The sequence below is a fragment of the Gottfriedia acidiceleris genome, from assembly GCF_036421055.1.
Lineage (GTDB): Bacteria > Bacillota > Bacilli > Bacillales > Bacillaceae_G > Gottfriedia > Gottfriedia acidiceleris_C.
Map to the genome: position 1 here is coordinate 425,436 of NZ_JAZGQS010000002.1, position 21,115 is coordinate 446,550.

At 30.6% G+C, this 21,115-nt stretch carries 26 protein-coding genes and 1 pseudogene; 18 read left to right on the forward strand and 9 right to left on the reverse strand.

Translation table 11 applies throughout. The features are described 5' to 3' along the window. Positions 1-48: 48 nt before the first annotated feature. From RAH41_RS04735 to RAH41_RS04745, 3 genes are all read right to left on the reverse strand, one after another. Positions 49-267, reverse strand: coding sequence for a helix-turn-helix transcriptional regulator (locus RAH41_RS04735; RefSeq protein ID WP_331221020.1), 219 nt, complete (start codon positions 265-267; stop codon positions 49-51). An 11-nt stretch (positions 268-278) separates the two neighbouring features. Further along, on the reverse strand, positions 279-764 hold the full coding sequence (locus RAH41_RS04740) for a DUF2975 domain-containing protein (RefSeq protein WP_331221021.1): 486 nt from the start codon (positions 762-764) through the stop codon (positions 279-281). A 174-nt stretch (positions 765-938) separates the two neighbouring features. Next, a complete protein-coding gene (locus RAH41_RS04745; RefSeq protein WP_331221022.1) occupies positions 939-2,123 on the reverse strand; it encodes a hypothetical protein in 1,185 nt (394 codons plus the stop codon). Positions 2,124-2,386: 263 nt separating this feature from the next. Between RAH41_RS04745 and RAH41_RS04750 the strand changes: the two genes are divergently transcribed. The 9 genes and pseudogenes from RAH41_RS04750 to RAH41_RS04790 all read left to right on the forward strand — a co-directional run. Further along, a complete protein-coding gene (locus RAH41_RS04750; RefSeq protein ID WP_331221023.1) occupies positions 2,387-2,626 on the forward strand; it encodes a hypothetical protein in 240 nt (79 codons plus the stop codon). Positions 2,627-2,715: 89 nt separating this feature from the next. Further along, positions 2,716-3,246, forward strand: coding sequence for a hypothetical protein (locus tag RAH41_RS04755; protein WP_331221024.1), 531 nt, complete (start codon positions 2,716-2,718; stop codon positions 3,244-3,246). Between the two features lie 175 nt (positions 3,247-3,421). Beyond that, positions 3,422-3,715 carry a DUF3784 domain-containing protein gene (locus RAH41_RS04760; protein ID WP_331221025.1) on the forward strand — a complete coding sequence of 98 codons (294 nt, stop codon included), beginning with the start codon at positions 3,422-3,424 and terminating at the stop codon, positions 3,713-3,715. A 237-nt stretch (positions 3,716-3,952) separates the two neighbouring features. Further along, a complete protein-coding gene (locus tag RAH41_RS04765) occupies positions 3,953-4,786 on the forward strand; it encodes a carbonic anhydrase (RefSeq protein ID WP_331221026.1) in 834 nt (277 codons plus the stop codon). A 218-nt stretch (positions 4,787-5,004) separates the two neighbouring features. Beyond that, the gene (bluB, locus tag RAH41_RS04770) at positions 5,005-5,646 is read left to right on the forward strand and encodes a 5,6-dimethylbenzimidazole synthase (RefSeq protein WP_331221027.1); all 642 of its coding nucleotides are present in this window, start codon (positions 5,005-5,007) and stop codon (positions 5,644-5,646) included. 481 nt (positions 5,647-6,127) lie between these two features. Beyond that, a complete protein-coding gene (locus RAH41_RS04775; protein WP_331221051.1) occupies positions 6,128-6,259 on the forward strand; it encodes a DUF2750 domain-containing protein in 132 nt (43 codons plus the stop codon). A gap of 191 nt (positions 6,260-6,450) precedes the next feature. Then, positions 6,451-6,888, forward strand: coding sequence for a VOC family protein (locus RAH41_RS04780; RefSeq protein WP_331221028.1), 438 nt, complete (start codon positions 6,451-6,453; stop codon positions 6,886-6,888). 104 nt (positions 6,889-6,992) lie between these two features. Further along, positions 6,993-7,571, forward strand: a complete 579-nt coding sequence (locus RAH41_RS04785) for a dihydrofolate reductase family protein (RefSeq protein WP_331221029.1) — start codon at positions 6,993-6,995, stop codon at positions 7,569-7,571. Between the two features lie 73 nt (positions 7,572-7,644). Next, a pseudogene (locus tag RAH41_RS04790) lies at positions 7,645-7,881 on the forward strand (aminoglycoside phosphotransferase); the annotation flags it as partial. A 122-nt stretch (positions 7,882-8,003) separates the two neighbouring features. Here RAH41_RS04790 and RAH41_RS04795 read toward each other — a convergent pair. The 3 genes from RAH41_RS04795 to RAH41_RS04805 all read right to left on the reverse strand — a co-directional run bounded on the left by RAH41_RS04795 (position 8,004) and on the right by RAH41_RS04805 (position 10,160). Beyond that, positions 8,004-8,420, reverse strand: a complete 417-nt coding sequence (locus RAH41_RS04795; RefSeq protein ID WP_331221030.1) for a hypothetical protein — start codon at positions 8,418-8,420, stop codon at positions 8,004-8,006. Positions 8,421-8,556: 136 nt separating this feature from the next. Next, the gene (locus RAH41_RS04800; protein ID WP_331221031.1) at positions 8,557-8,685 is read right to left on the reverse strand and encodes a hypothetical protein; all 129 of its coding nucleotides are present in this window, start codon (positions 8,683-8,685) and stop codon (positions 8,557-8,559) included. Positions 8,686-9,431: 746 nt separating this feature from the next. Continuing rightward, positions 9,432-10,160, reverse strand: coding sequence for a TIGR02206 family membrane protein (locus tag RAH41_RS04805; RefSeq protein ID WP_331221032.1), 729 nt, complete (start codon positions 10,158-10,160; stop codon positions 9,432-9,434). Positions 10,161-10,483: 323 nt separating this feature from the next. Here RAH41_RS04805 and RAH41_RS04810 point away from each other — a divergent pair, with 323 nt between their 5' ends. The 5 genes from RAH41_RS04810 to RAH41_RS04830 all read left to right on the forward strand — a co-directional run bounded on the left by RAH41_RS04810 (position 10,484) and on the right by RAH41_RS04830 (position 12,973). Further along, positions 10,484-10,987, forward strand: coding sequence for a hypothetical protein (locus RAH41_RS04810; RefSeq protein WP_331221033.1), 504 nt, complete (start codon positions 10,484-10,486; stop codon positions 10,985-10,987). A gap of 305 nt (positions 10,988-11,292) precedes the next feature. Then, a complete protein-coding gene (locus RAH41_RS04815) occupies positions 11,293-11,640 on the forward strand; it encodes a DUF6054 family protein (protein ID WP_331221034.1) in 348 nt (115 codons plus the stop codon). Between the two features lie 58 nt (positions 11,641-11,698). Continuing rightward, positions 11,699-12,175 (forward strand): GNAT family N-acetyltransferase, encoded by a 477-nt coding sequence (locus tag RAH41_RS04820; RefSeq protein WP_331221035.1) that lies wholly within the window; start codon positions 11,699-11,701, stop codon positions 12,173-12,175. A 370-nt stretch (positions 12,176-12,545) separates the two neighbouring features. Next, entirely contained in the window at positions 12,546-12,710 is a 165-nt protein-coding gene (locus RAH41_RS04825) for a hypothetical protein (protein WP_331221036.1), read from the forward strand. 137 nt (positions 12,711-12,847) lie between these two features. Further along, on the forward strand, positions 12,848-12,973 hold the full coding sequence (locus tag RAH41_RS04830) for a hypothetical protein (protein ID WP_268875889.1): 126 nt from the start codon (positions 12,848-12,850) through the stop codon (positions 12,971-12,973). A 23-nt stretch (positions 12,974-12,996) separates the two neighbouring features. Here RAH41_RS04830 and RAH41_RS04835 read toward each other — a convergent pair whose 3' ends face one another. The 3 genes from RAH41_RS04835 to RAH41_RS04845 form a co-directional block, all read right to left on the reverse strand. After that, positions 12,997-13,245, reverse strand: coding sequence for a hypothetical protein (locus RAH41_RS04835; RefSeq protein ID WP_331221037.1), 249 nt, complete (start codon positions 13,243-13,245; stop codon positions 12,997-12,999). A gap of 17 nt (positions 13,246-13,262) precedes the next feature. Then, positions 13,263-14,369: a hypothetical protein gene (locus RAH41_RS04840; protein ID WP_331221038.1), complete on the reverse strand. Its 1,107-nt coding sequence runs from the start codon at positions 14,367-14,369 to the stop codon at positions 13,263-13,265. A 222-nt stretch (positions 14,370-14,591) separates the two neighbouring features. Further along, on the reverse strand, positions 14,592-16,298 hold the full coding sequence (locus tag RAH41_RS04845) for a hypothetical protein (RefSeq protein WP_331221039.1): 1,707 nt from the start codon (positions 16,296-16,298) through the stop codon (positions 14,592-14,594). A gap of 262 nt (positions 16,299-16,560) precedes the next feature. On the opposite strand from RAH41_RS04845, the gene RAH41_RS04850 reads away from it, so the two are divergent. From RAH41_RS04850 to RAH41_RS04865, 4 genes are all read left to right on the forward strand, one after another. Next, the gene (locus tag RAH41_RS04850; RefSeq protein ID WP_331221040.1) at positions 16,561-16,737 is read left to right on the forward strand and encodes a hypothetical protein; all 177 of its coding nucleotides are present in this window, start codon (positions 16,561-16,563) and stop codon (positions 16,735-16,737) included. Next, positions 16,697-17,005, forward strand: a complete 309-nt coding sequence (locus tag RAH41_RS04855; protein WP_331221041.1) for a hypothetical protein — start codon at positions 16,697-16,699, stop codon at positions 17,003-17,005. The genes RAH41_RS04850 and RAH41_RS04855 overlap by 41 nt, the downstream gene beginning before the upstream one ends. Positions 17,006-18,047: 1,042 nt before the next feature. Next, positions 18,048-18,329 (forward strand): uberolysin/carnocyclin family circular bacteriocin, encoded by a 282-nt coding sequence (locus RAH41_RS04860; protein WP_331221042.1) that lies wholly within the window; start codon positions 18,048-18,050, stop codon positions 18,327-18,329. A gap of 1,504 nt (positions 18,330-19,833) precedes the next feature. Beyond that, positions 19,834-20,421 carry an ATP-binding cassette domain-containing protein gene (locus RAH41_RS04865; protein WP_331221043.1) on the forward strand — a complete coding sequence of 196 codons (588 nt, stop codon included), beginning with the start codon at positions 19,834-19,836 and terminating at the stop codon, positions 20,419-20,421. The last annotated feature ends 694 nt before the right edge of the window (positions 20,422-21,115 follow it).

The window sequence follows — 21,115 nt, forward strand, 5'->3', positions numbered from 1 at the left end:
TAAATTCTCTATGAATACCCGTTAGCTAAATAAATTTCTTACCTGTTTTTATTTAATGTCTTCATCGATTTTGTACTCCAAAATATCCCCTGGCTGACAATCTAATGTCTTGCAGATTGCTTCTAATGTTGAGAAACGAACTGCTTTTGCTTTACCATTTTTCAGAATGGAAAGATTCGCCATCGTAATGCCAACTCTTTCTGAAAGCTCCGTTACGCTCATTTTTCGTTTTGCCAACATTACATCAATATTAATAATGATTGCCATACAATCCACCCTTAGACCGTTAAATCATTTTCTGATTTTATGTTGATCGCTTCTTGTAAAAGCTGTTGGAGGATAGCAGCAAAAACGGCGATCACTAACGAAGCAAATATAATGATCAGTACCAAAAATCCAATTGGAGGATCAACTTTCTTTGCTATAAAATGAAAGAGTGGCATACCTAAAACATATATACCACTGATTGCAATCCCACAGTACTTTATGTTCTTTAATGCCTTTACGGATAATTCCGAGAAGGCTGTGTTGTCGTCAATGTAGCGTAAAAGATTGAAAGCCTGATAGAGAGCAATGTAAAAAGGCACGGCAGCTCCATACAATACGATGAAAAGGAGATATTTCATTGAGGCAATATTTGGATACAATTTTGATGCAAAATTGCCTATATTTGGTACCAAAAATATACATAAAGCAAGCACTGCAATTCCAGCTAGAAAAATAATTAGCTTTAAGAAAGAAGTTGAACCTCTTTTACCATTCATATTAAATACCTCACTTATTTAATGACAATATGAATTTACCATATTGTTTATCGTTTTACAATAAATTTATGTTGTTTTTTATGATGTTATTATGGAATATCCCTTTCATTTTGACAATAAAAAAAAGCATTTCTCATAAAGAAATGCTTTTTCATTCATAAAGTTAAATGTTTTTTATTTATTTAAAGTGTTTATTACATTAAGAGAATGATTAATTGCCGTTTTACATTGATTTACATCTGGGGCTGATGTACGAGCTGCTGCTAATACAATGTCAATCGTACCATCAATTTTAGTCCATGAAGTACTATCTATTTTTCTAAGTTTAGCCTCTGAAGTATCCCATTGATGTTCCAAATTATCAGCATCTTTTTTAGCTAAATGAAAGTTCTTTGCGTTAACATCTGATAACATTTTATTTTCTATTGTCGCAAAATCGGTTAATTGGCCAGATAATGTTGTTTCAGTAGAAGCAGCATTTGATGATAATTTAATATAACCGCCAATACCAACTGATAAGAAAATACACAGAGCTAAAATAGTTTGTGTCATGATGTTACTCTTACTTCTATTTTCATTTGTTCTTTCAATAGATAATGAAATATCAATTTTTGTAGCAGCAAGGAAAACAATGATTGCTAAAATTGCGATTAGAAAAATGATACTTGTACTTGTTGTTCCTAAACCTAAACCGCCATTCACTTTTGGTTGAGATAGGTAATCTCCTAGTGATGCCCCAAGTGGACGTGTAAGAATATAAACAATCCAGAACCCTAACATTCCATCAAGTTTTAAAAACTTCCACGCTAAGAATACACAAAGTATGATCACAATAACTGTTACACCAGTTTTAAAATACCCTAGTCCAAGTTGCTCAGAATATAAATCCCCAACAGCAGTACCTAGTGCAAATGTAAAAAGAATCGCCAACCAATAAAATATTTCTCTTTTTCTTGTGAAAATTGAATGGATAGAAAGTGTTTTTTCACTAAGAAACCAAAAAAGAAATGTTAATGCTAACAGCGCTGAGAATACAATCGTACTTGTTTCAAGAGGTACTCCAATCGCGTCAGTCAAATTATCCGTTACCAATGTACCAAATACACTTATTAGTACAACAGTGATCCAATAAATACTTGGAACATATTTCTTTGCCTTGAATTGAAAAAATAAAGAGATAAAAAATGCAACACCCATAAGGACCGTTGTAAGTCCTAAACCTAAACCAACATTAAAATTCAAGAAATCAGCAAATGTTTCCCCAACAGTTGTACATAAAACTTTAATAATCCAGAAATAGATTGTAACTTCTGGAACCTTGTTAAGCAGAGTATTTATTGTCTTTTGTTTATTCTCCATAATTAAATTCCTTTCTATTGAATTAAAGTACATTTTTATATTCACATATAAAAATGAAAGGAAAATGAAAAACAGGAGAATTGAACAGTTTATTTTTATAGAATGCTGACCTCTTTAGATTATTGATTGTAGTTTATTTGCAATTTGCTCTGTTTAGGCAGACCATTTTTTATTGTTCAAAACGTGTTTTGGATAAAAAGGAATAAATTAATACATATCGAAAGTATTAATGAATTATCTTCATATAAAAAGGTGGAATGAATTTGAGGAATCTTGTGTGTGCTTTGTATAGTTTAGTTGGACTTTTATTTGTCTATATGACATATTTTAATACTTTTACTGGTCCTCATTTTTTCAGGGTATTAGGGTGGAGTTTATTTACTATAGGTGTACTATATCAATTATTTCCTAATTTTTATAAACAGTTTATTTCATTTATCGATTCATTTAATATTGAAAACAGTGAGGAAAAAGGGGAAGAGAAACCTGTTGCTAAAAATTAATTAACGATATTTTGACTTATCACAAGTGTTAGTTAAAAAATGACAAAAAGGTAGGAATACAATAAAAGTTAACGAATGTTGGTGATATTTTGAAAAAGGCCATTGTTTCTTGTATACTTCTAGTCTTTTTAGTTGCTATTGGCTTTGGTGTTTATTATTTCATTCCAAAGACTATAAATGAGTCAATAAACGGTGTTGAATATCAACTTGGTTCAGGTCATGATCAAGTAAATTCTGTGACGATAAAAATAAAGGGCAAACTTCATCACTCTTTATTAGGAAAAAGAAAGTTTGTAGGGTCAATCGATGTAAAAGGTGCTAATAATCCTAATCCAAATAAAGATCGCAAAGTAGAAATAGCCTTTGATCAAAATGGCATGGGGATAATAGAATATGGTTACTTTAAAAATGGAAAACCTGAAATCGATAGCTATGGTATTCTCTTTGCTAACAAAGATTTTAACAAAGTAACGATCGGAGAATTTAGAGAAGATCATAGTGGAAAAGGTTGGACAGGAAAAGACGGATGGATGATTACAGGTCCAGCGACTAACAGAAGTGAAGCTTTAATCATTTCAAATGAGTTAATGAAAAAAGTTTTACATAACAAATTAAACTAAATACAACATAGATTCAAAGAATTATTCTTTAATCGAAGATCAGTAGCCACATTTTTTGTGGCTCTATTTTTGAGCGTTATTAACGGATAAAAAGGGTTCATTTATTTTTTGTAGAATATATTAAGTTATATAACTGGGAATAAATCCCAATTAGGGGTTGGTATGTCCTCCGGAGGTGTTAATATTGGATTACAGTTTATTAGTTATTGGAATAGTGCTTTTAATAGTGTCTTACTTAGTAGCTGTGAAAAAACAAACTTGGTTGTTAGCAGGTTTTAATGAAAAAATGATTAAAAACAAATCCATGTTAGGTACAGTAACTGGTTTTGGCTTTTTTCTACCAATAAGCTTGTTAATAATTATTAATAGTTTTATTGACTATCCTTATGAGGAAACTGTACTTATAACGGTAATGTTAGTCTTATTAACCATGACCTACCTTTTTATGAATAGAAAGTTACATGATTAATTCAACTAACTCATGCGATTCTTCAATAACGAAGGATCGTTTGTTTATGCAGCTAAATGACAGGTTAGCTTAATAAGATATGAAAAGAAATTCAAAAATCAACACAAAAAATTTGAGAGAGTATAATACACCCAAAATTCAAATGTAAGCGTTATACATAAAGAGGTTAGTTATATGTATTATATTAGATATTTATTATCTTAATTATAAAAACAGGAAATGGGGAAAGACACTGACATGAAGAAGATACTCGTTTATCCAATTTTAGCTGTGATGTTAAGTTCTGTATTAGGAGCTTGTACATCACAAAATGCACAAACTCCCAAACTAAAAGAAGAACAGGCAAATGAAAAGAATGAAGGAACAGAAGTAACTAAAATAAATACTTCCCATTGGTCCTATGAAGGGGAAACAGGCCCCGAGCACTGGGGGGAATTAGATCCTGCTAATTCAGCCTGTGTAAATGGTAGTGAACAATCGCCGATTAACATTGAATTTTCGCAAGTTAAGAATGGACAAGCTGCAGAAGACGTTCAAATTAATTATGAACCGACGTTATTTTCACTCATGAACAATGGTCATACTGTACAGGCAAATGCTGCGGGTGGTAGTAACAGCATACTCATTGAGGGGAAGGAGTACAAGCTTGCACAATTTCATTTCCATACCCCAAGTGAGCATCAATTCAACGGCAAAAACTATGTAATGGAGCTTCACCTTGTACATAAAGATTCAAATGGAAAGATTGCTGTCCTTGGAGTGATGATTCAGGAAGGTGAAGAAAATAAAAATCTGGCAGCGGTCTGGGATATTCTACCGAAAGAAGAAACAGATAAAGATATTCCCTTGAATGAGTCAGTTGATTTAAAGGCTTTGCTTCCTGAAGATCAAACTGCATTTCATTATGAGGGTTCATTAACGACCCCTCCTTGTACAGAAGAGGTAAAATGGACCATTTTTGAAATGCCGATTGAAATGTCAAAAGAACAAATTGAAGCATTTCGAAAGATTTTCCCCGATGATCATCGTCCAGTTCAATCTCTAAATAATCGTAAAGTCATAAAAAGCTAAAAAATGCACGTTAACCCAACGGGAGCGTTGTCAAAGAGAGAATTAACACTCTATTTGTTGAACTTACTTATTGAACAAACGTGCAGTTTAGTTCCACTTTAACAAGATAGAAGGAAATGCTTCAAATGTTTTTTTAAATCCATAATAAATGTAGAATAGTTTCATGCAAGAGGAAGAACGAGTAAAGTTCTTCATTATTTGATAGGGAGAGAAATTTAATGTTTTCTAATGAAGAAAGAGATGCAATTTATAAAGCTATTTATTATAGGAGAGATATTCGAAGTTTTTTGTCAACTCCTATCCCAGAAAACAAGTTACATAAAATATTAAATGCAGCTCATCATGCACCTTCAGTAGGTTTTATGCAACCTTGGAACTTTATTATCGTTTCCTCTGACGAAATGAAAGAAAAATTAGCCTGGGCGGCAGAAAAAGAAAGACGAGCATTAGCTGTTCATTATGAAGGCGAAAAAGAAATGAAATTCCTTGATTTAAAAGTTGAGGGTTTAAAAGAAGCGCCTGTAACTATTTGTATAACATGTGACCCAACAAGGGGAGGTTCACATGTATTAGGGCGAAATTCAATTCCTGAAACAGATATATTATCAACAGCCTGTGCTATTCAAAATATGTGGTTAGCATCTTGTGCTGAAGGACTTGCGATGGGGTGGGTAAGTTTTTATAAAAAAAATGATATTCGAGATATTTTAGAAATACCACCACATATTGACCCTATTGCTCTTATATCTATCGGTTACACTAAACACTATCCAGAAAAGCCAATTTTAGAATTAGCTAATTGGGAAAAAAGACGTTCGTTAGAACATCTCATTTTTGAAAATAAATGGGGTAGAAACTAAACGGCTTATTCAATAAACGGGTGCATTAGTTGATGATCAAGAGCAGCCAAAGGCTGTTCTTTTTTATTAAGTAAATGGCAGCTTAGTTGCTTAATGTTATTATTTATATGAGTGTAATTAAAATATACGTTTATTAATGAGTAATGTTGAGGGGATATTTTGATATTTATATATAGTTTAATAATAATTTGTGTGATCACATTTATTGGAGTAGAAGTAAGATCGAGTATATTAATGAGGAAATTTGAAAACGAGTTAGATAAAAACATATCAGAAGGTATGGATGATTCTCCATTAACAAGAAAGGAAAAAGGATTACTAAATGGATATTTTAAGTGGAATAATGTATCAATAATCGTTGTTATAGTGTGTAGCTTATTAATGCTTATAAAGACCCTACTTAATGAAATAAAATAACAAATTATCACTTTTTTCCTGAACTACAATAAATCTGTATGGAATATTCTTATTGAACTAACGCATCAGCTGGCTTTACGGTATGAATGAAGATGGTTTATTAGTAGGTGTAAACTGGAATGCACAGTTAATTGGTTTGGAAATAGAACCAGCTGCTTTATTTGGTGAATTAGAACAAAAGAATAGTTTAAAATAATACACCTTGTACAACTAACGCACGATTCTTTAGATGAACAACAAGATCAGCGGAAAAGTCGTTTTTTATTGAGCTAAAGGCCCCAGGTTTGTTGAAGAAGGATATTTTCTGTTTTAAGCGAATTGTAATTTCAAACAAACCTTACACCAACACATGTATTGATAATAACAAGAGCCTAGGAGGTATGAGATATGAAGATCAATAGAATAGATCATGTGAGTATAAATGTAAACGATCTTTCAGAGGCTAAAGCGTTTTTTATAGACCTTGGACTTGAAGTGAAAGCGGAATGGGAATTGGATGGAGAACAGTTGGACAGAATAGTTGGGCTTAATAATGTTAAAACGGCATGTGTAGGAATGGGGATGCCTGATGGTGAGGCATGGATCGAGCTAGTCAAATTTTATACACCGTCAGATGATAAGGATGTAGAGCAACCTCTTGCAAATTCACTAGGTATCCGACATATTTGCTTTGCTGTTGAAGATATTGAAGCTATTATTGCAAAATTGAAAGAAAAGGGTACGGAAATATTTAGTGAAATACAGCAATATGAAGAAAGTTATAAGTTATGCTACGTTCGTGGCCCAGAAGGAATTATTTTAGAGTTGGCGGAGAAAATCAAATAAATCTATTCGGGTGAGTTAGGAAGAACATGATCAACAATTTTGTTCAAACAATTAGTAATTCTTTGTTTAGGAAACAACTATAACTTAGTACATAGGAGGATTTTATGAGAAATGTTATTTTATTTTTACATTCTTCTTTAGATGGTTTTGTAGAAGGACCAAAGGGTGCAATGGATATTGGATGGGTATCTTACAATGAGGAATTAGAAAAGCATGCTAGAGAAATTTTAAGTACTGTAGACACCGTGTTATGGGGAAGAGGAACCTATCAAATGATGGAAAATTATTGGACATCAGTTCCTTCTAACCCTGAAGCGTCAGAATATGAAATTGAACATGCTAAATGGATTGAAGAGACATCAAAGATTGTATTTTCTACGACACTAGAAAAAGCAGAATGGAATAATACAAAATTAGTAAAAGAAAATATTGAGGAAGAAATTAAAAACATAAAAAAACAACCAGGTAAAGATATTATTATTTTAGGTAGCCCAAGGTTTGGACATGCTCTAATGGAACTTGATTTAGTTGATGTCATTAAAATGACTATTTCACCAGTTATTATAGGAAGTGGTTTACCTTTATTTAAGGCCTCGGAATATAAACGCAACCTTTCACTAGTCGAAAATAAAACATTTAATTCTGGTGCAATTGGCCTTACGTATAATATTTTAAAATCGTAACTAAAATCGGCTGATCAGTCGATTTTTTTTGGATATATTTACACTTTCTAAAACAGGCGAGAAAGTAAATTAAGATTCATCACAACATGCTAATCTAAAACAGCGAATTAGATTGTTTGTTGAAAATTATGGGGAAGAAATGAAAGAAGATTTTTTAGAAATAGTTACGTTACGTTTAGAAGGATTATGCAAAACAACGACAAGAAAAGCTAGTGAAGGTGACAATACATTTCAAAAGATGATAGAAAAAGGACATCTTGAACATTATCAAAACGATATTAAATTCATTCTTGAAGAAGGTAAACAGTAGATTTAAAGGTATTATGGTAACTTTTATTACCAAACGTTGTTAAGAAAGCAAAAATAAATGAGCCCCTAGTTTTCAAAACAACTGAACACTAGGGGTTTCTTTTAAAGTTTGAGAAAGGCTTTTTAGAAAATCCATTTTTTCTTATTATTTTTTTCATTTCTTTGGAAATTTGTAACTAAATTAGCTAAATCCTTATTATTTTTATTAATCTCAGCCAGTTCAGATTTTATTTGGTCAAGCTCATTGTATATTTTTTCTAATACCTCACTAGTTTGTGGTAATTCAATCTCTTCTTTTTTTGGAGCGGTTTTTGGAAATGTAATTGAATCAGATTGAATGCCTTTTCCAAGATCTTGTACAGATTTCATTAGCGAATCATCTTTAAAAAGATTTTGTGCCATCCTCATAATTGAACTCATATCTATAGTAGTTTCATTCGCCTTAAGATTATTTGCTAGTTTCATAATACTTTCTCTATTTAAATTATTAATATCACTTGTTTCAGTGAGATTTTGCTCACTCGATTTCTTATTATTCAATAAAAAGCCCACCTTTATATAAATTTGAAAGAATTTATTTCCTAAAAATAACCTAGAAGATTATTAAAATTTATAAAAATCTTCTAGGTGTTTTACCCTCATTTAAAGGGCTTGTCCTTTTTTTACGGACATTTGATTAACTGCATCCAAGTGTTGCACAGATAGCAGCTAAAATTGGTGCTTGGTCAACGCCTAGTAATGAAGCTAAAAGCAATGCAACCAATAGCACTACTACAACCAGAAAAGTTGCAAGATTGAATGACATATTTTTTTCCCCCTTTTATTAAAATATGAATTAAAAGATCTCCCTATCAGGACGATCATATTTTATTTATATGTTTAATAGGATAAGCTTGTTTATGCTATAACCTATTATTAAGATTGGTAATATTTTACATATACATTTAACAAATCGATCTTCTTGATTACGAGAATCACTTTAGACAGATTTAAATGATCGATTAACGGAGCGTATTGTAGAATGGAGTATTGATCATAATGGTCTCAAAGACTATTCGATATCATTGAAGATGGAAGTTGAGGTTTATAAATCGAAAAAGATTTTAAAATATAAACAAGACTAAAAACCAATCCTTTATAAGTCAAGGAATTGGCTTTTTTTGTTTAATGTCTCGTTATTTATTGCATTAAATCCTAGTCTAGTTACATAAGACACTATAAATAATATATAGGGGATTCGGAAATTGGTTCAATTAGTCATACAAGTGGTGTACTTGATGATCTTGCAGAAGCATATTTTGGAATTCAGCCTTGGAATGATATGTTTGATGAAGATTTTTATGATCAGTCGCTTTTACCTTCAGTTTCTCGTCCATCCACTGCAAAAATATTAAGCCCTTTAGAAAGGAAGCGTTATCGTAGGTAAAATAATAGGTGGGGGGAGGATCTTTAGTAGCCAATGCCCCCATTAACGTGCAGATATGACTCACTCTTATTATTATTCAAATTCCGTAGCCATATCTGCTTTATCTTTGACAGCACTAACACTAATTATCGATTTCTTTCCATTTTCCTTTTTAACCAAAACGGACTATACAAAATGTAAAAGCTCACAATCATTACCAATTCTGCCGAGAGAAGATACCATGGCCAAGGCCCTAAATAATCTAATAGTGAAGTATTTACGGGTTTCTTCATGAGGTACATGAAGTTAGTATTTAAAGCCTTATTAATGAAAAACACGCAAGCTGCATAAAGGTTAACAATGAGAATGGTCACCCACATGGATGGTATGGTCGGTCGATATTTGCTGGCCACCACCATAATCAAACAAGCAAGCACGACTCCACCGTGCGAAACAAAAAACTCAAAATATCGAAAATGCGGAAATGAATAATGACCAAGATCAGGTGTCAAGATGGCTTGAATGGAACTGGCTAAACCAGCAAAATACATGAATTGAAACACTCTATAGCTATTTGTAAGAAGCATGATAATTCCCAGAATGACAGTAATATCACTAAGTTCAAGTGGCAAACCCGTTTTAAGCGACCAAGCATTCTCATACACAAGCCATATATGAAAAAAAATCTCAGTAGCCAATAAGAGAAATGCTAAAGAAAAACGAAAAAGCCGTTTATTACCTGAGTCCTGAATTTGTTTTCTAAAGACAAATAGAAAAACACTGAGAATTAATATGATTCCGATTGTTATTAAGTGATTTAATGAAAAAAGGTGAAACGGAACTAGTTTTGAATGAAATTGAAAAAATCTTTCCAACTTATTACCCCATTAATTAATTTGATTTTTATTTTAGTTTGGGGCAAACTCTACCAGTTCTATACAGGATTTAACATTTCATTTCCTTAAGCAGAGCAGAATAGTAGCACTATTTTATTAGAGCACATTAAATAGTTAATTTGGAAATAAAAAAAGGTAGTTTCCATAGATTTGTGTACAAGCAGTTTTTCTCTTTTTACATATTATTTAGGGATGTCACTAATCTAATATTATTAATAGAAAGGAAGAAATTAATTGACTAACAACTTTGAAGAAATTTTCTTAGAAGTAAGTTCATCCGAAGAGTGTGGTGAGAATGAAGGATGGGATGTGATAAAATAGTGAAGGCAATTACAACTGGTGTATTTCATGTGCCCGTTGATAACCAGGCGCCAGATAGCAATGATATGATTAACATCTATTTTAAAAATCCAAGTTCGAAAACGCTTAAAGCTAATTTCGTTGTAGAATTTTCCGCTCCTGGGGTACCTCCCGGCGTTCAAAACCCAGAAATTTCGTCCCCAGCATTTGGTAACTGGACAGTAAATATTCTCCCTCAGCATACGCTCCTCATCGTTGTCACTGGTCCATCTTCACCTCCAGCTTTCGGAACATGGCGTTTTACATTTTGGGGCGATATTGACCGGAAAGAGAAGAAAAACAAACTTAGTGTGGAGGTAATAGCTGGAAGAATATTTGGCTCTGGCCCGGATTTAGCTTTTAACAATGCAGGTGCGACTTTCCCCCATGCATTGTTTGTTGATGCAGAAATTAAAAAAAACGGACCATCCATTCCAGTCCCACCGGGCGGTATCATTTCGGTCTAACAAGCAAAATAGATTCTCCATCGCTTTTATGTCTTAAACTAAAAAGATTAAGTGTATCTGTCTACTACCTCAAGTTCAATAATAAAAAAAGCTGCGAAAATAGCGGCTTTTTTTTATTGGACAGTATCTCCAATTTCTTAATAATAAAGTTTGAATTACCCCATTTTTAATACGATAAATAACGTTTGTTCAATTAAAATAGGATAATTTCCTTTAGAAAATTAAATGAAATAATTGATAGAATTAATGTAAATTAATTTAGACGTATTCTTATATATCATATTAAAAGGAGGATAAGGTAAGAAATGAAACATTACTTAGAATTCACTGTAAATATAAAGCCAGTTCAAGTATCTCAACTTATTTTAGATGATATGGAATTAAAGTCTAACTTGATTTTTCAAGATTATAAAGTTGCTGAGGAGAAAGAAATTGTAATCCTAGTCTTTCAGAAATACTTTTTTAGAAACGACAGTACAGCTACATTGACGGTTACAATTGACAACTTTAGTGGTGTGACATATGTTAAGTGCATTTCCTCAGGTAATGGAGAAGGAATATTTGATTTTGGTTGGGGAGCAGGGAAAAGTTTTATCAAACCGATTAGACTAAAGTTGGCAGCTAATCTATTGGATATCATTGAGGATAATTAATTTTCGGATCTGAATGAAAATTAATGCAAAGTGAAAACAACCAAAGAGGTGAAAATGCATGGAGATTTCCATCCGAAATGCCAATCAAAAAGACTACCAGTCATTATTACCATTATTTAGACAAGTTCACAATTTACACGTTTTTGAAAGACCGGACCTTTACAAAGAGAACGCAACTCCAGTAGATGAAGAGGAATTCAATAACCAACTAAAAGATGAAAAACAATGTACCCTAGTAGCAACTATAGCTACAGAAATAGTAGGCATGGCAGTTTTGAAGGAAGAAGAAATACTTGAAAACTCATTTGTTAATGCGAGGAAGATCTTACTTGTTAATAGTTTATGTGTTGATGATGCGAGTAGGAAAAAGGGGATTGGAAGAAAACTGATGCAATCTGTTCTTGATTTTGCGAAAGAATTGAACGTTGATAGTATTGAATTAGGTGTTTCAGAAAGTAATCAAAATGCGATCCATTTTTATGAGTCGATTGGAATGGCAACAAAAAATAGAAAAATGGAGTTACGATTAAGTTAAGCAAATTTTGATTTCCCTGTTTTGTTTTAGGCAATGAAAAACAGCAGTAGAACAGAGCTGAATCACTGGCTCTTTTTATCTATACGAAAGAATAGTACTGCATAAAATACCCTACTATTGAAGGAATGAAAGTTTAATTCAAAATGGTACAATCATTTTTATAACAACACTTTAAGCCAGAGGTTAACTATGAAAATTAAATTATTGTACTATGCTCCATTTTTATTAACCGTGGTAATAGCTCTTTGCTATGGCATACCAGAAACTTTATCATGTGTTTTTGGGTGGTTATTCACCTCAATATTTATTTTTGAACTTCGATTGTTAGTTCTTTGTTTACCCTATGGTCTGGATTTATCAAACTAGCAAAATGAATGGCTGGGATGATGTTGAAGTTAATGGTCTTGTAGAAGGTAGGCGACTAGAAATCTATATAATGCCAATTAAAAAAGAAGATAGACGTAGCGTAGATTTTTATTATCTATTAAAAGAAGGTAAATGGACACTAGAAAGAACAGAAGCACAAATAAACTGATTTATAAAATAAAAAGCGTGTATCATTGATTACTTGGTAATCGTGGATACACGCTTTTTTTACTAAATCTAAAAATATTTAACTTCATTGGTATACGAAATGAAAATGTGAATATTTTTTTATGAGGAGGTAGTGTAATGAAAAAGAAAGAACTTCCAACGATTAAGAAAATTATCGAGAAGAATAGAGAAGAGCGAGAGAGAAAGTTGAAATTGTCAAAACAGAAAACAAACGAGTTTTTAAAAAAAATTAAAGAATATTAAAATAGGAGCCGCATTTTTAGCTCCTATTTATTTCCTATACTATTTAATTTTTCCATAAATCTTGCAGTTTTATTTTTACTTTGTGCTAATCGATCGTTACGTTGTTTTCGAACTTCGCCAATAACACTTTCTAGTGAATTATCTTTTGCTACAATAGTTCGATCACCAATAGTTACTGTTACAGCACCCGTTGAACTATTTGCATAAGCTCGGACTTTACTATATCTTTTTCTATTTCTATCATTAAATCTTCTAGATTCTTCTTTTAACATATAATTCACCTCTCTTATTATTTTGAAGTAACCAATGGTTTTTCGCTAATAATCTTAGAGTGCGACTTTAGGATCCTATGAATATCTGCTGTTTGTAATATCTCACTTTGTCCTAAAAGTATACTATTTTCTAAGAATTCTTGCAATGTAACTTCATCTTGAAGATTCACGAAAAATGTAATGATCCAATACTCATCTTTACTCTCAATATAAATCTTATATGAGTATGAGTCATCTGTTTGTAAAATAAGTTCATCATTTTGAAAATAGCATTTTACGTAGGGTTCATTTACCATATCCGAGTCTTTACCGTTAAATTCTTCTTTAAATGATCGTCTAGGATATTCTTTATGTAGTAGACTAAAATGTTCATCTTTCACTTTATATACACAAAATGGAGATTCCATTATATAGAGATATTGGTATTCAAGTGCACCATTAGCGATAAATTCTATATTTTCATCTAAATGAATAAGAATCTTATTAAGGAAAAGTATGTTTTGCTCATATGAATCTATTGTATAGTTCATATCATCAACTATATCTTGTAATCTATTGACCTCATCTACAGTCATATCCTTTATTTCACGGATGGCACGTTCACCACTGTTCCGTAACATGAAATTATTTAATGATTCTATTGAAAAGGTTGTACCTAAAAAAGGCTGTACAATTGCGTATTCATTCGGTCTGAAAACTCTGTAGGCATCAATATGGAATAAATCTTCATTCTTCCAATTTGGCATCTGAAGAAAGGTGTATAATACTGTTACAAAGTACCAAGCTATCAATCCATACATAAAGAGTTGTAAAAATGAATGTTGATGATAAAATTCATAGCCCCATTTAAACCATGATTCAGGGATAGGGAGAAATTTGGTAATCGTTGCAACAAGACCTGATATCCCAACGCTAACTTGTAATTTTGATACTTTCATACCATATTGACCGATTGTTATTAGTGATACTAACTGTTTAAATGGATAAATAAAGAATAAAGGTATCCACATTCGCTCAAATCCATTTTTCTTTTTAACCGTTTTATAATTAGAATTAGCAGCGGAAATAAGAGGGTCCAATACCTTTTGGAGTTCTACTACACTTTCATCAAAATTGCTCTCCATGATGATTTTCTCCTTTATATTATGTTTAGAATCGGTAAGGTTACAGGAAATCTTTACTACCCTATTTAAAGTATAGTATGAACTTATTTCCAATTTTACAAGATTCTACCTGGACACATAAAGTTCACTTAATACATAAACAGTACATTATTAAAAAAACGATAAAAAAAAGCCTGTACCTATAATTACTTTGTAATCATAGGCACAAGCTTTTCTTTTAAATCATTGTGGTTGAATATGCGGTTGTTCCTTTAAATGATCCGTCAACTCATCTACAACATACGAAAATTCATCATAAGATACACATTCCAATGGAAATTCTAGTGCAACTTTGTTTTGTTTGTTGTAAATAGCAACAACTTTAGAACGTCGGTCAAGGAGTCTTGTTTTCATATTAGACTTTTGAATTGTGATCTTCTTTATGTCTTCTAGTAAAATTTGAGTGTGAGCATCTTTTACGGTATACCTTACAACATTGCCAACGATTTCGATTTTGTTTTTTAATAGTTTAGTTTTATAGATATGATATGACACGATTAAAATGGCAAGTAAAGATGTTAAAGTGATGTATACTGGGTCCATTGTGGAGAATGCTTTATATCCTCTAAAAGCTAGTAGGACGTACCAAGCGTAGAACCATTTACTTAATTTAGGTTTACCTTCGTAGTATACAGTCGAAGCATCTTCTTCTTTTTCATTTGCTCTGTTGTCCATAAATAGTTGTACATGTTCTTCAATTGATTTTTCATTGAACTGTCCATCTTCTAAATAAGTACCTTCCCACATATGAACAGAGTCATCATCTTCTTCAAGAGCATAAGCTCCTACCCATGCTGGAATGACTTGATCATCATATGAAACAGAAGCTAAATAATAACGGATTGGTTGGTTATATGAGTTTTCAATCTCAAGTTGTTTAATTAACTCGATTGTTTCAGGGACAAAATCATGTTCTTGCACGATATAAAGGAACAAGTGACTTTTAGCGAAGTATTCTTGTTTTTTCTCTTTAATAGGGAATAAATGTTCTTTACGAATTCTAAGTATTTCCCAGTAAAAGTATTCTGTCGATTCAATATTTTTTGCACAGGCCATCAGTTGTTCTTCAGGTACGACAATGTCCCGTTGAAGAGCAGCAATAATTGCGTTCGTTCGAATAAACGGGTCAGTAAATGTCATTGCTTCTTGTATAAAAGGTGTCATCTCATCATTAAAGTAATACTCCATTAAAGAAAGATAGATCGACATAATTGAACGGATTTGTAAGTAGGTTTCTTTCCATGAGCCATATACAAACTTAATATCATAATCATTTTGATAAGGAAGAAATTCATCTACTTGCTTTTGATAATCTACTAATAACAATGGCGCGATGTATTTTGGTTTGAAACGGTCTAGATAACCTTTATCTAAACAAAATGATAACAATCGATAAAAGGTATTTTTATATTCACCTACTTCAAATAATTGCGTATGTTTATCTAATAGTTTAATAATGATGCCAGGGTTGTCGTATAGTACATCTAATGGTAAAACAACTTGCTTGTTTTGAATATCTTGTTCGATTAACTCCAAGATTGCTAGTTCATACTCTTCTCCGTCAAAAGAGGTTATGTATCTGAATACTTCTTCTTTAGCATGCTTACTATATTCAGGGTAATATTTTATTAATGCCTCTGTTAATTCAGGTACTTCAAAATCAGAGATAAATTTGATTATATGGTAACTAGGTTCATCCCATGCCTTAAATGAAGTTGGATATGGATAAGCAGCTTCTTTTGCTAACCATTCTAAAGTTAATAAATTAAATTGTAGGTCATCTACTTCTGATAGTTCGATTAACTCAAAAATTGCATCATGTCGAATTGCTGGATCTGTATGCTTTAATCCCTCGACAATGCGTTTCAGTTGTGATTTATAATTTGACACAATACTCCTCCGATATAGTTGTAAGATTAAGATTTCTAACAATATTTTAATTTTATTGGAAAACCTTATAGATCGCTACTGTTAAATAGTAGTAAATAGGAGATTATTAATAGTTTAGTTGAGATTAAGGTTGTCTAATTGGATCTTTTTTTAGTTCCGAGGCTACAATAATTACTTCTTATTTTTATACAAAAACCAACGTTTTAAAGATGACAAGGAAATTGCTTTTTAGAATAATAGAAAACAAAAAGTGGGGCGGAAATTGGAAATTATCAGTTTACAGATTCGTTTATTTGGCTTGAATGCGGAAAAAGTAGCGACAGATATTGAGTGTCCTTTGTTTGTGGCACATGGTAAGGATAATCATTTACATCTGGTCGATGAGTCGGTTCGGTTTTTTGAGGGGGCAGCGGAACCTAAAGAGTTGTATATCATTTAGTTGGGGAGAGCATACCGCTAAAGAGTTAGCTGGTACAATAGCTACTGGATTAGCAGGTCTTTTTGTTCCGGTGTATATGTCATCTACATTTGCTGGTTTTGCTCAACACATTATTTCAACATACGGCCCAGGTCCTAATCGATACGGAGAAGATGTTGTTCAATACTATTACTCTGGAAAAACAAGAGTTCTTAGACACAATATATATATATACAGCGATTCAGCGCGTACTAAATTAATAAAATCTTACTGGACTGAAACAATTTAAAATAGCGGAGGTTAGCATCAAATTATTCAATGCTGACCTCCGCTATTTACTTATTAACAAATATTAGTACACATACAAAAAATAAAAAACTTAAAATAAAAGATAGGTAATTTCGTTTAGTTCGAGGCATTAGTATAAAAATAATTAAATAACTTAACAAAAATAAACATGTGATCAATAACTTCACAATACTTTCTATCATAAAACGTGCATTTAACATAATAAGAACACCCTGTAACCCTGAAGAAATAGATAGTATTCTATTCAAAGTAAATTCTTTTTCGTCATTTAGAAAAACATTCTCATCCATAATCTTAAATAACTCCTTTTAGTATAATCTATCAAAATCTGCCAAAACAAGAAAACCTTATATTATCAAATCGATCACCTCTTTATGTAATATATTATGTTTTTAATTATAGTAATCGTTGGTAACGAATATAGTGGAATTTCTGTGAAAATATTAGTAAAACGTTATAAATTTTTACTTTTAAACGTACTCTTGTGAAGAATAAATAAAAATAGAGGAATAATACATGTTAATAGAATCATAGTTGTTAAATTTTCATGCGGTTCAAATAGGAGTAAACACATTCGTAGAAATAATTGTGAAAAAATTCACAAAAATGTCAATAAACTTTAGTAAATTTTACCTTTTAAGATGTTAGTCTATTTCCGTAAACGTTTACTAAAAAATTTAGGAGATGAGATATGAAATAAAACATGATTGAAAATTACAGAGGAATAGATAGAAAAGACAATTGAGAAGTATATTAACCATTTTAGTTTAAGGTATGACGTCATTCTACATTTAAGAAAATTTTCAACTGATTTTGTAAGGAAATATGGTAAGGGGTATACACCGCAAAGCACTAACCCAACGCATTCTCTTTGACAAACAAGGTAAACTAACTGATGCAATTGTAATGTATTTCGACCTTGCTCATGTTAATGGTGAAGTTGATATCATAGTCATTTACAGCTGGATCAATTTAACTAGCAGGGTTATTAGACTCTACCAATTAATAAAGGAGGCACTATTATGACTTTAGTGATTAATAAAAAAACAATTTTTTATGTATTAGGAATGGCTGTATTGCTTTCAACTTTAACTATTTCTTTGCCATATCTTGCAGCTAACTTAGGTATCTCTACTACTGTGGCTGGAAAAGTTATAACCATTATTAATACATTTAGTACGATTACAACGATCATTAGCCTAGTTGCAATTATTGTTGGATATGGAGTTATCTCAACTGCACTTGTTATTACCGCTAAAAAAATTATTTCAAAATACGGGAAAGGCTATGCAACTACTTGGTAAAAGTAGCTAAATAGAGCTATGTTAAAAGCTATTTTAAAGTTAAAAATTGAAGAGATTAAAACTATTTTTAATAGCTTGTTAATAAAATCTGAAATAAATAAATTATTAGTTAAATACATAGGAATAGTTTTTCTATTCTTATGTATCTTTCTTATTATTTGTTATCCAGTTGAGCTATTGTATCTATTTAATAGATTTAATTTCTTTTTTATATCATTGGATATTAATATACTATTTTTGTTTACATTGGTGACAATGATTAGCGGGAACAAGAATATTATTTCATCCTTACAGTATGATTTCTATATGTTTTACGGAGATCGATATTTATTTTTGTTTTTTTATTTAAAAGAGAAAATTATGGTATTTATTTGGATGATCATTGTCCTAATTTTTGTTTTTTTAAGCTATGTTTTCTCTTATATTTCTTTAACAAGTTTTTTTACCTCACTTGTATCTATATTACTATTTATTACATTAAACATACTTTACCTTGTCTATAAAAAGAATAATAATCAAAAGAACTTTATGAAAGTTTTAAAACTATTTTTATTATTATTTGGATTTGGTATGTTTCTGATATCCGTTTCTTTAAATTTGTTTGGTTTAGGACGTATACCTTTATACGCAGTGATAAATATTCCATTGTTTTATTTATGTGCCAATCTATTTATTTACTCGGAATTAATAAACGTAAATGCTAACTACAGACAACTATTTATGCAATTCAAATATTTAAGAGTTCCTTTAATAAACATTTATAAGAAAACAATTTTATATAGGAATACTTTTTTTTCTTTTATAGGCATGAATATTTTGCTTATTTTCTATTTAATAAATAAAGGATTTTATCATATACACATTTTAACGTTTATTGCAGTAAATGCCTTCGCTTTTTATCTTTTATTACTATTTACATATAAAATCATAATGTTTGAATCATTTAAAGGACAAAAAAATTATTTCTTTTACTTTTTTTTCATGGAAATGTTTTTTGGTTTTATTGCATTTAACGTAATTTACATTGGGTGATTTTTATTAAAATATTAAATAGATATTTTTTATGTATAATTAGTTTATTTATACTATTTTTAATTTTAGTCCATGTGCCATCTAATATAAATCCTGCTTCAGTATATAAGAATATTTCATGCAAACCAAAAAATGTTTTTGAAATATTTTCCAACAATTTATTGGCTGTTATCTTTTATATCATACCAATACTAGGAGTTGGTAAATTATTATTAGACTTATATATTACAGTGGGATCCTTAAAAATCTACTTACTACAATATAATTTTGTAAATACATTTTTTTTATTTTTTCCCCATTTTTTATTTGAATTATATGCTATGACAATATGGGTATATATGTCATGGGTTTTATTCAGAGATATTTTTATAGAAAAAGAGTTGAATTTTACCAATTATATTAAATTAATCTTTTTTTCTATTGTACTTTTAATTATATCTGCAACAATTGAAGCTGCTGAGAGGTGTTTTTTTTGATTGAATTAAAAAATATTGATTTTTTCTATCATGAGGAAAACTATATCTTTAAAGATTTTAGTTTAACCCTTTTAGATAATAAAAAATACTGGTTGCAAGGTAAAAACGGATCAGGAAAAACTACACTATTAAATATTATATTGGGAATCAATAAGGTCAATGAAGGGAATTGCTACTTAAATTACAATAAAAGTAAAACCCTTTTTGTTCCATCAACCCCGTTTTACGAACCTTATATGCTTTTAGAAGATTTTCTACTTTTTTACCTTAATAAGATGCTGAAAATTCCAAAGTCATTCATCAATCTTGACGAATTAATAAAACTACTAAATCTAGAGAGTAACCGTTACACTTCTTGCAAGGACTTATCTAAAGGAACTAAGCAAAAAATAATCATTTCAGCTTTATTTACTGATTATCCTTGGGAATTTTTGTTCTTGGATGAACCTTTTGAGCACTTAGACATGCCTACATGCGAACTGGTTAAAAACAGAATTTTCAATGTCGACTCTTTTGTGTTTATAATAAATCACAAAGAATATTTATTAAGTAGTATATATGATATTGAGAGAATAGTATTATGAATTCAAAATCAATGTTTTTTATGAATTTTTCTCTATTATTTGGGATCATTTTTCTATTATTTATAGAAATTAAGAGCTTTTATAAAATTCAGTGGTCACAATCAAATATAATACTAGCTATATTTGCTATATTATTTGTCATGCTAATATTAATTCTTTTTATTAATATTTTGTTTAACTTTATTCTAGACAGATTTACATCATATAATTTAGATTACAAAAAAAATCAGGAAAAAGTTTTAAATACTATTTTCTTAGTTAATGAAATTTTATTTTTAATAACATATCTTTTATTACTATTTAATAATCAATTATTTTTTACCTTACAGGATTATAAATATATTACACCAATGATTTTTTCATTATTATTTTCTGTTCTATTGGGATTAAAAATTAAAGATATAATCTATTTCAATGTCGGGATAATCTCGGCAAATATTTTTCTTATGATTTCCCAGAAACTTTTCCTATTTGTAATAAAATCCTTTTAATTGAGTCATTAATAAATAATGAAGTTATTTACTTTTTTGTAAATTGGAATTTTACCACAGGATTAAGTGATAATTGTTATATTGTGAATGTAATTAAAGAGAAAGTATCAAAAATATCATAAGTGATATAAATAATAAATAGTTTTATATTTAGTCCTGCTATAATTATTTTAAAAAAAGCACATTCAATTAATGTGCTTTTT

Excerpts from the sequence above, each read along its gene's own strand:
- RAH41_RS04735 (WP_331221020.1), bottom strand. The coding sequence starts at position 267 with ATGGCAATCATTATTAATATTGATGTAATGTTGGCAAAACGAAAAATG.
- RAH41_RS04740 (WP_331221021.1), bottom strand. The coding sequence starts at position 764 with ATGAATGGTAAAAGAGGTTCAACTTCTTTCTTAAAGCTAATTATTTTT.
- RAH41_RS04745 (WP_331221022.1), bottom strand. The coding sequence starts at position 2,123 with ATGGAGAATAAACAAAAGACAATAAATACTCTGCTTAACAAGGTTCCA.
- RAH41_RS04765 (WP_331221026.1), top strand. The coding sequence starts at position 3,953 with ATGAAGAAGATACTCGTTTATCCAATTTTAGCTGTGATGTTAAGTTCT.
- bluB (WP_331221027.1), top strand. The coding sequence starts at position 5,005 with ATGTTTTCTAATGAAGAAAGAGATGCAATTTATAAAGCTATTTATTAT.
- RAH41_RS04780 (WP_331221028.1), top strand. The coding sequence starts at position 6,451 with ATGAAGATCAATAGAATAGATCATGTGAGTATAAATGTAAACGATCTT.
- RAH41_RS04785 (WP_331221029.1), top strand. The coding sequence starts at position 6,993 with ATGAGAAATGTTATTTTATTTTTACATTCTTCTTTAGATGGTTTTGTA.
- RAH41_RS04800 (WP_331221031.1), bottom strand. The coding sequence starts at position 8,685 with ATGTCATTCAATCTTGCAACTTTTCTGGTTGTAGTAGTGCTATTGGTT.
- RAH41_RS04810 (WP_331221033.1), top strand. The coding sequence starts at position 10,484 with ATGGGATGTGATAAAATAGTGAAGGCAATTACAACTGGTGTATTTCAT.
- RAH41_RS04815 (WP_331221034.1), top strand. The coding sequence starts at position 11,293 with ATGAAACATTACTTAGAATTCACTGTAAATATAAAGCCAGTTCAAGTA.
- RAH41_RS04820 (WP_331221035.1), top strand. The coding sequence starts at position 11,699 with ATGGAGATTTCCATCCGAAATGCCAATCAAAAAGACTACCAGTCATTA.
- RAH41_RS04825 (WP_331221036.1), top strand. The coding sequence starts at position 12,546 with ATGAATGGCTGGGATGATGTTGAAGTTAATGGTCTTGTAGAAGGTAGG.
- RAH41_RS04830 (WP_268875889.1), top strand. The coding sequence starts at position 12,848 with ATGAAAAAGAAAGAACTTCCAACGATTAAGAAAATTATCGAGAAGAAT.
- RAH41_RS04835 (WP_331221037.1), bottom strand. The coding sequence starts at position 13,245 with ATGTTAAAAGAAGAATCTAGAAGATTTAATGATAGAAATAGAAAAAGA.
- RAH41_RS04840 (WP_331221038.1), bottom strand. The coding sequence starts at position 14,369 with ATGGAGAGCAATTTTGATGAAAGTGTAGTAGAACTCCAAAAGGTATTG.
- RAH41_RS04860 (WP_331221042.1), top strand. The coding sequence starts at position 18,048 with ATGACTTTAGTGATTAATAAAAAAACAATTTTTTATGTATTAGGAATG.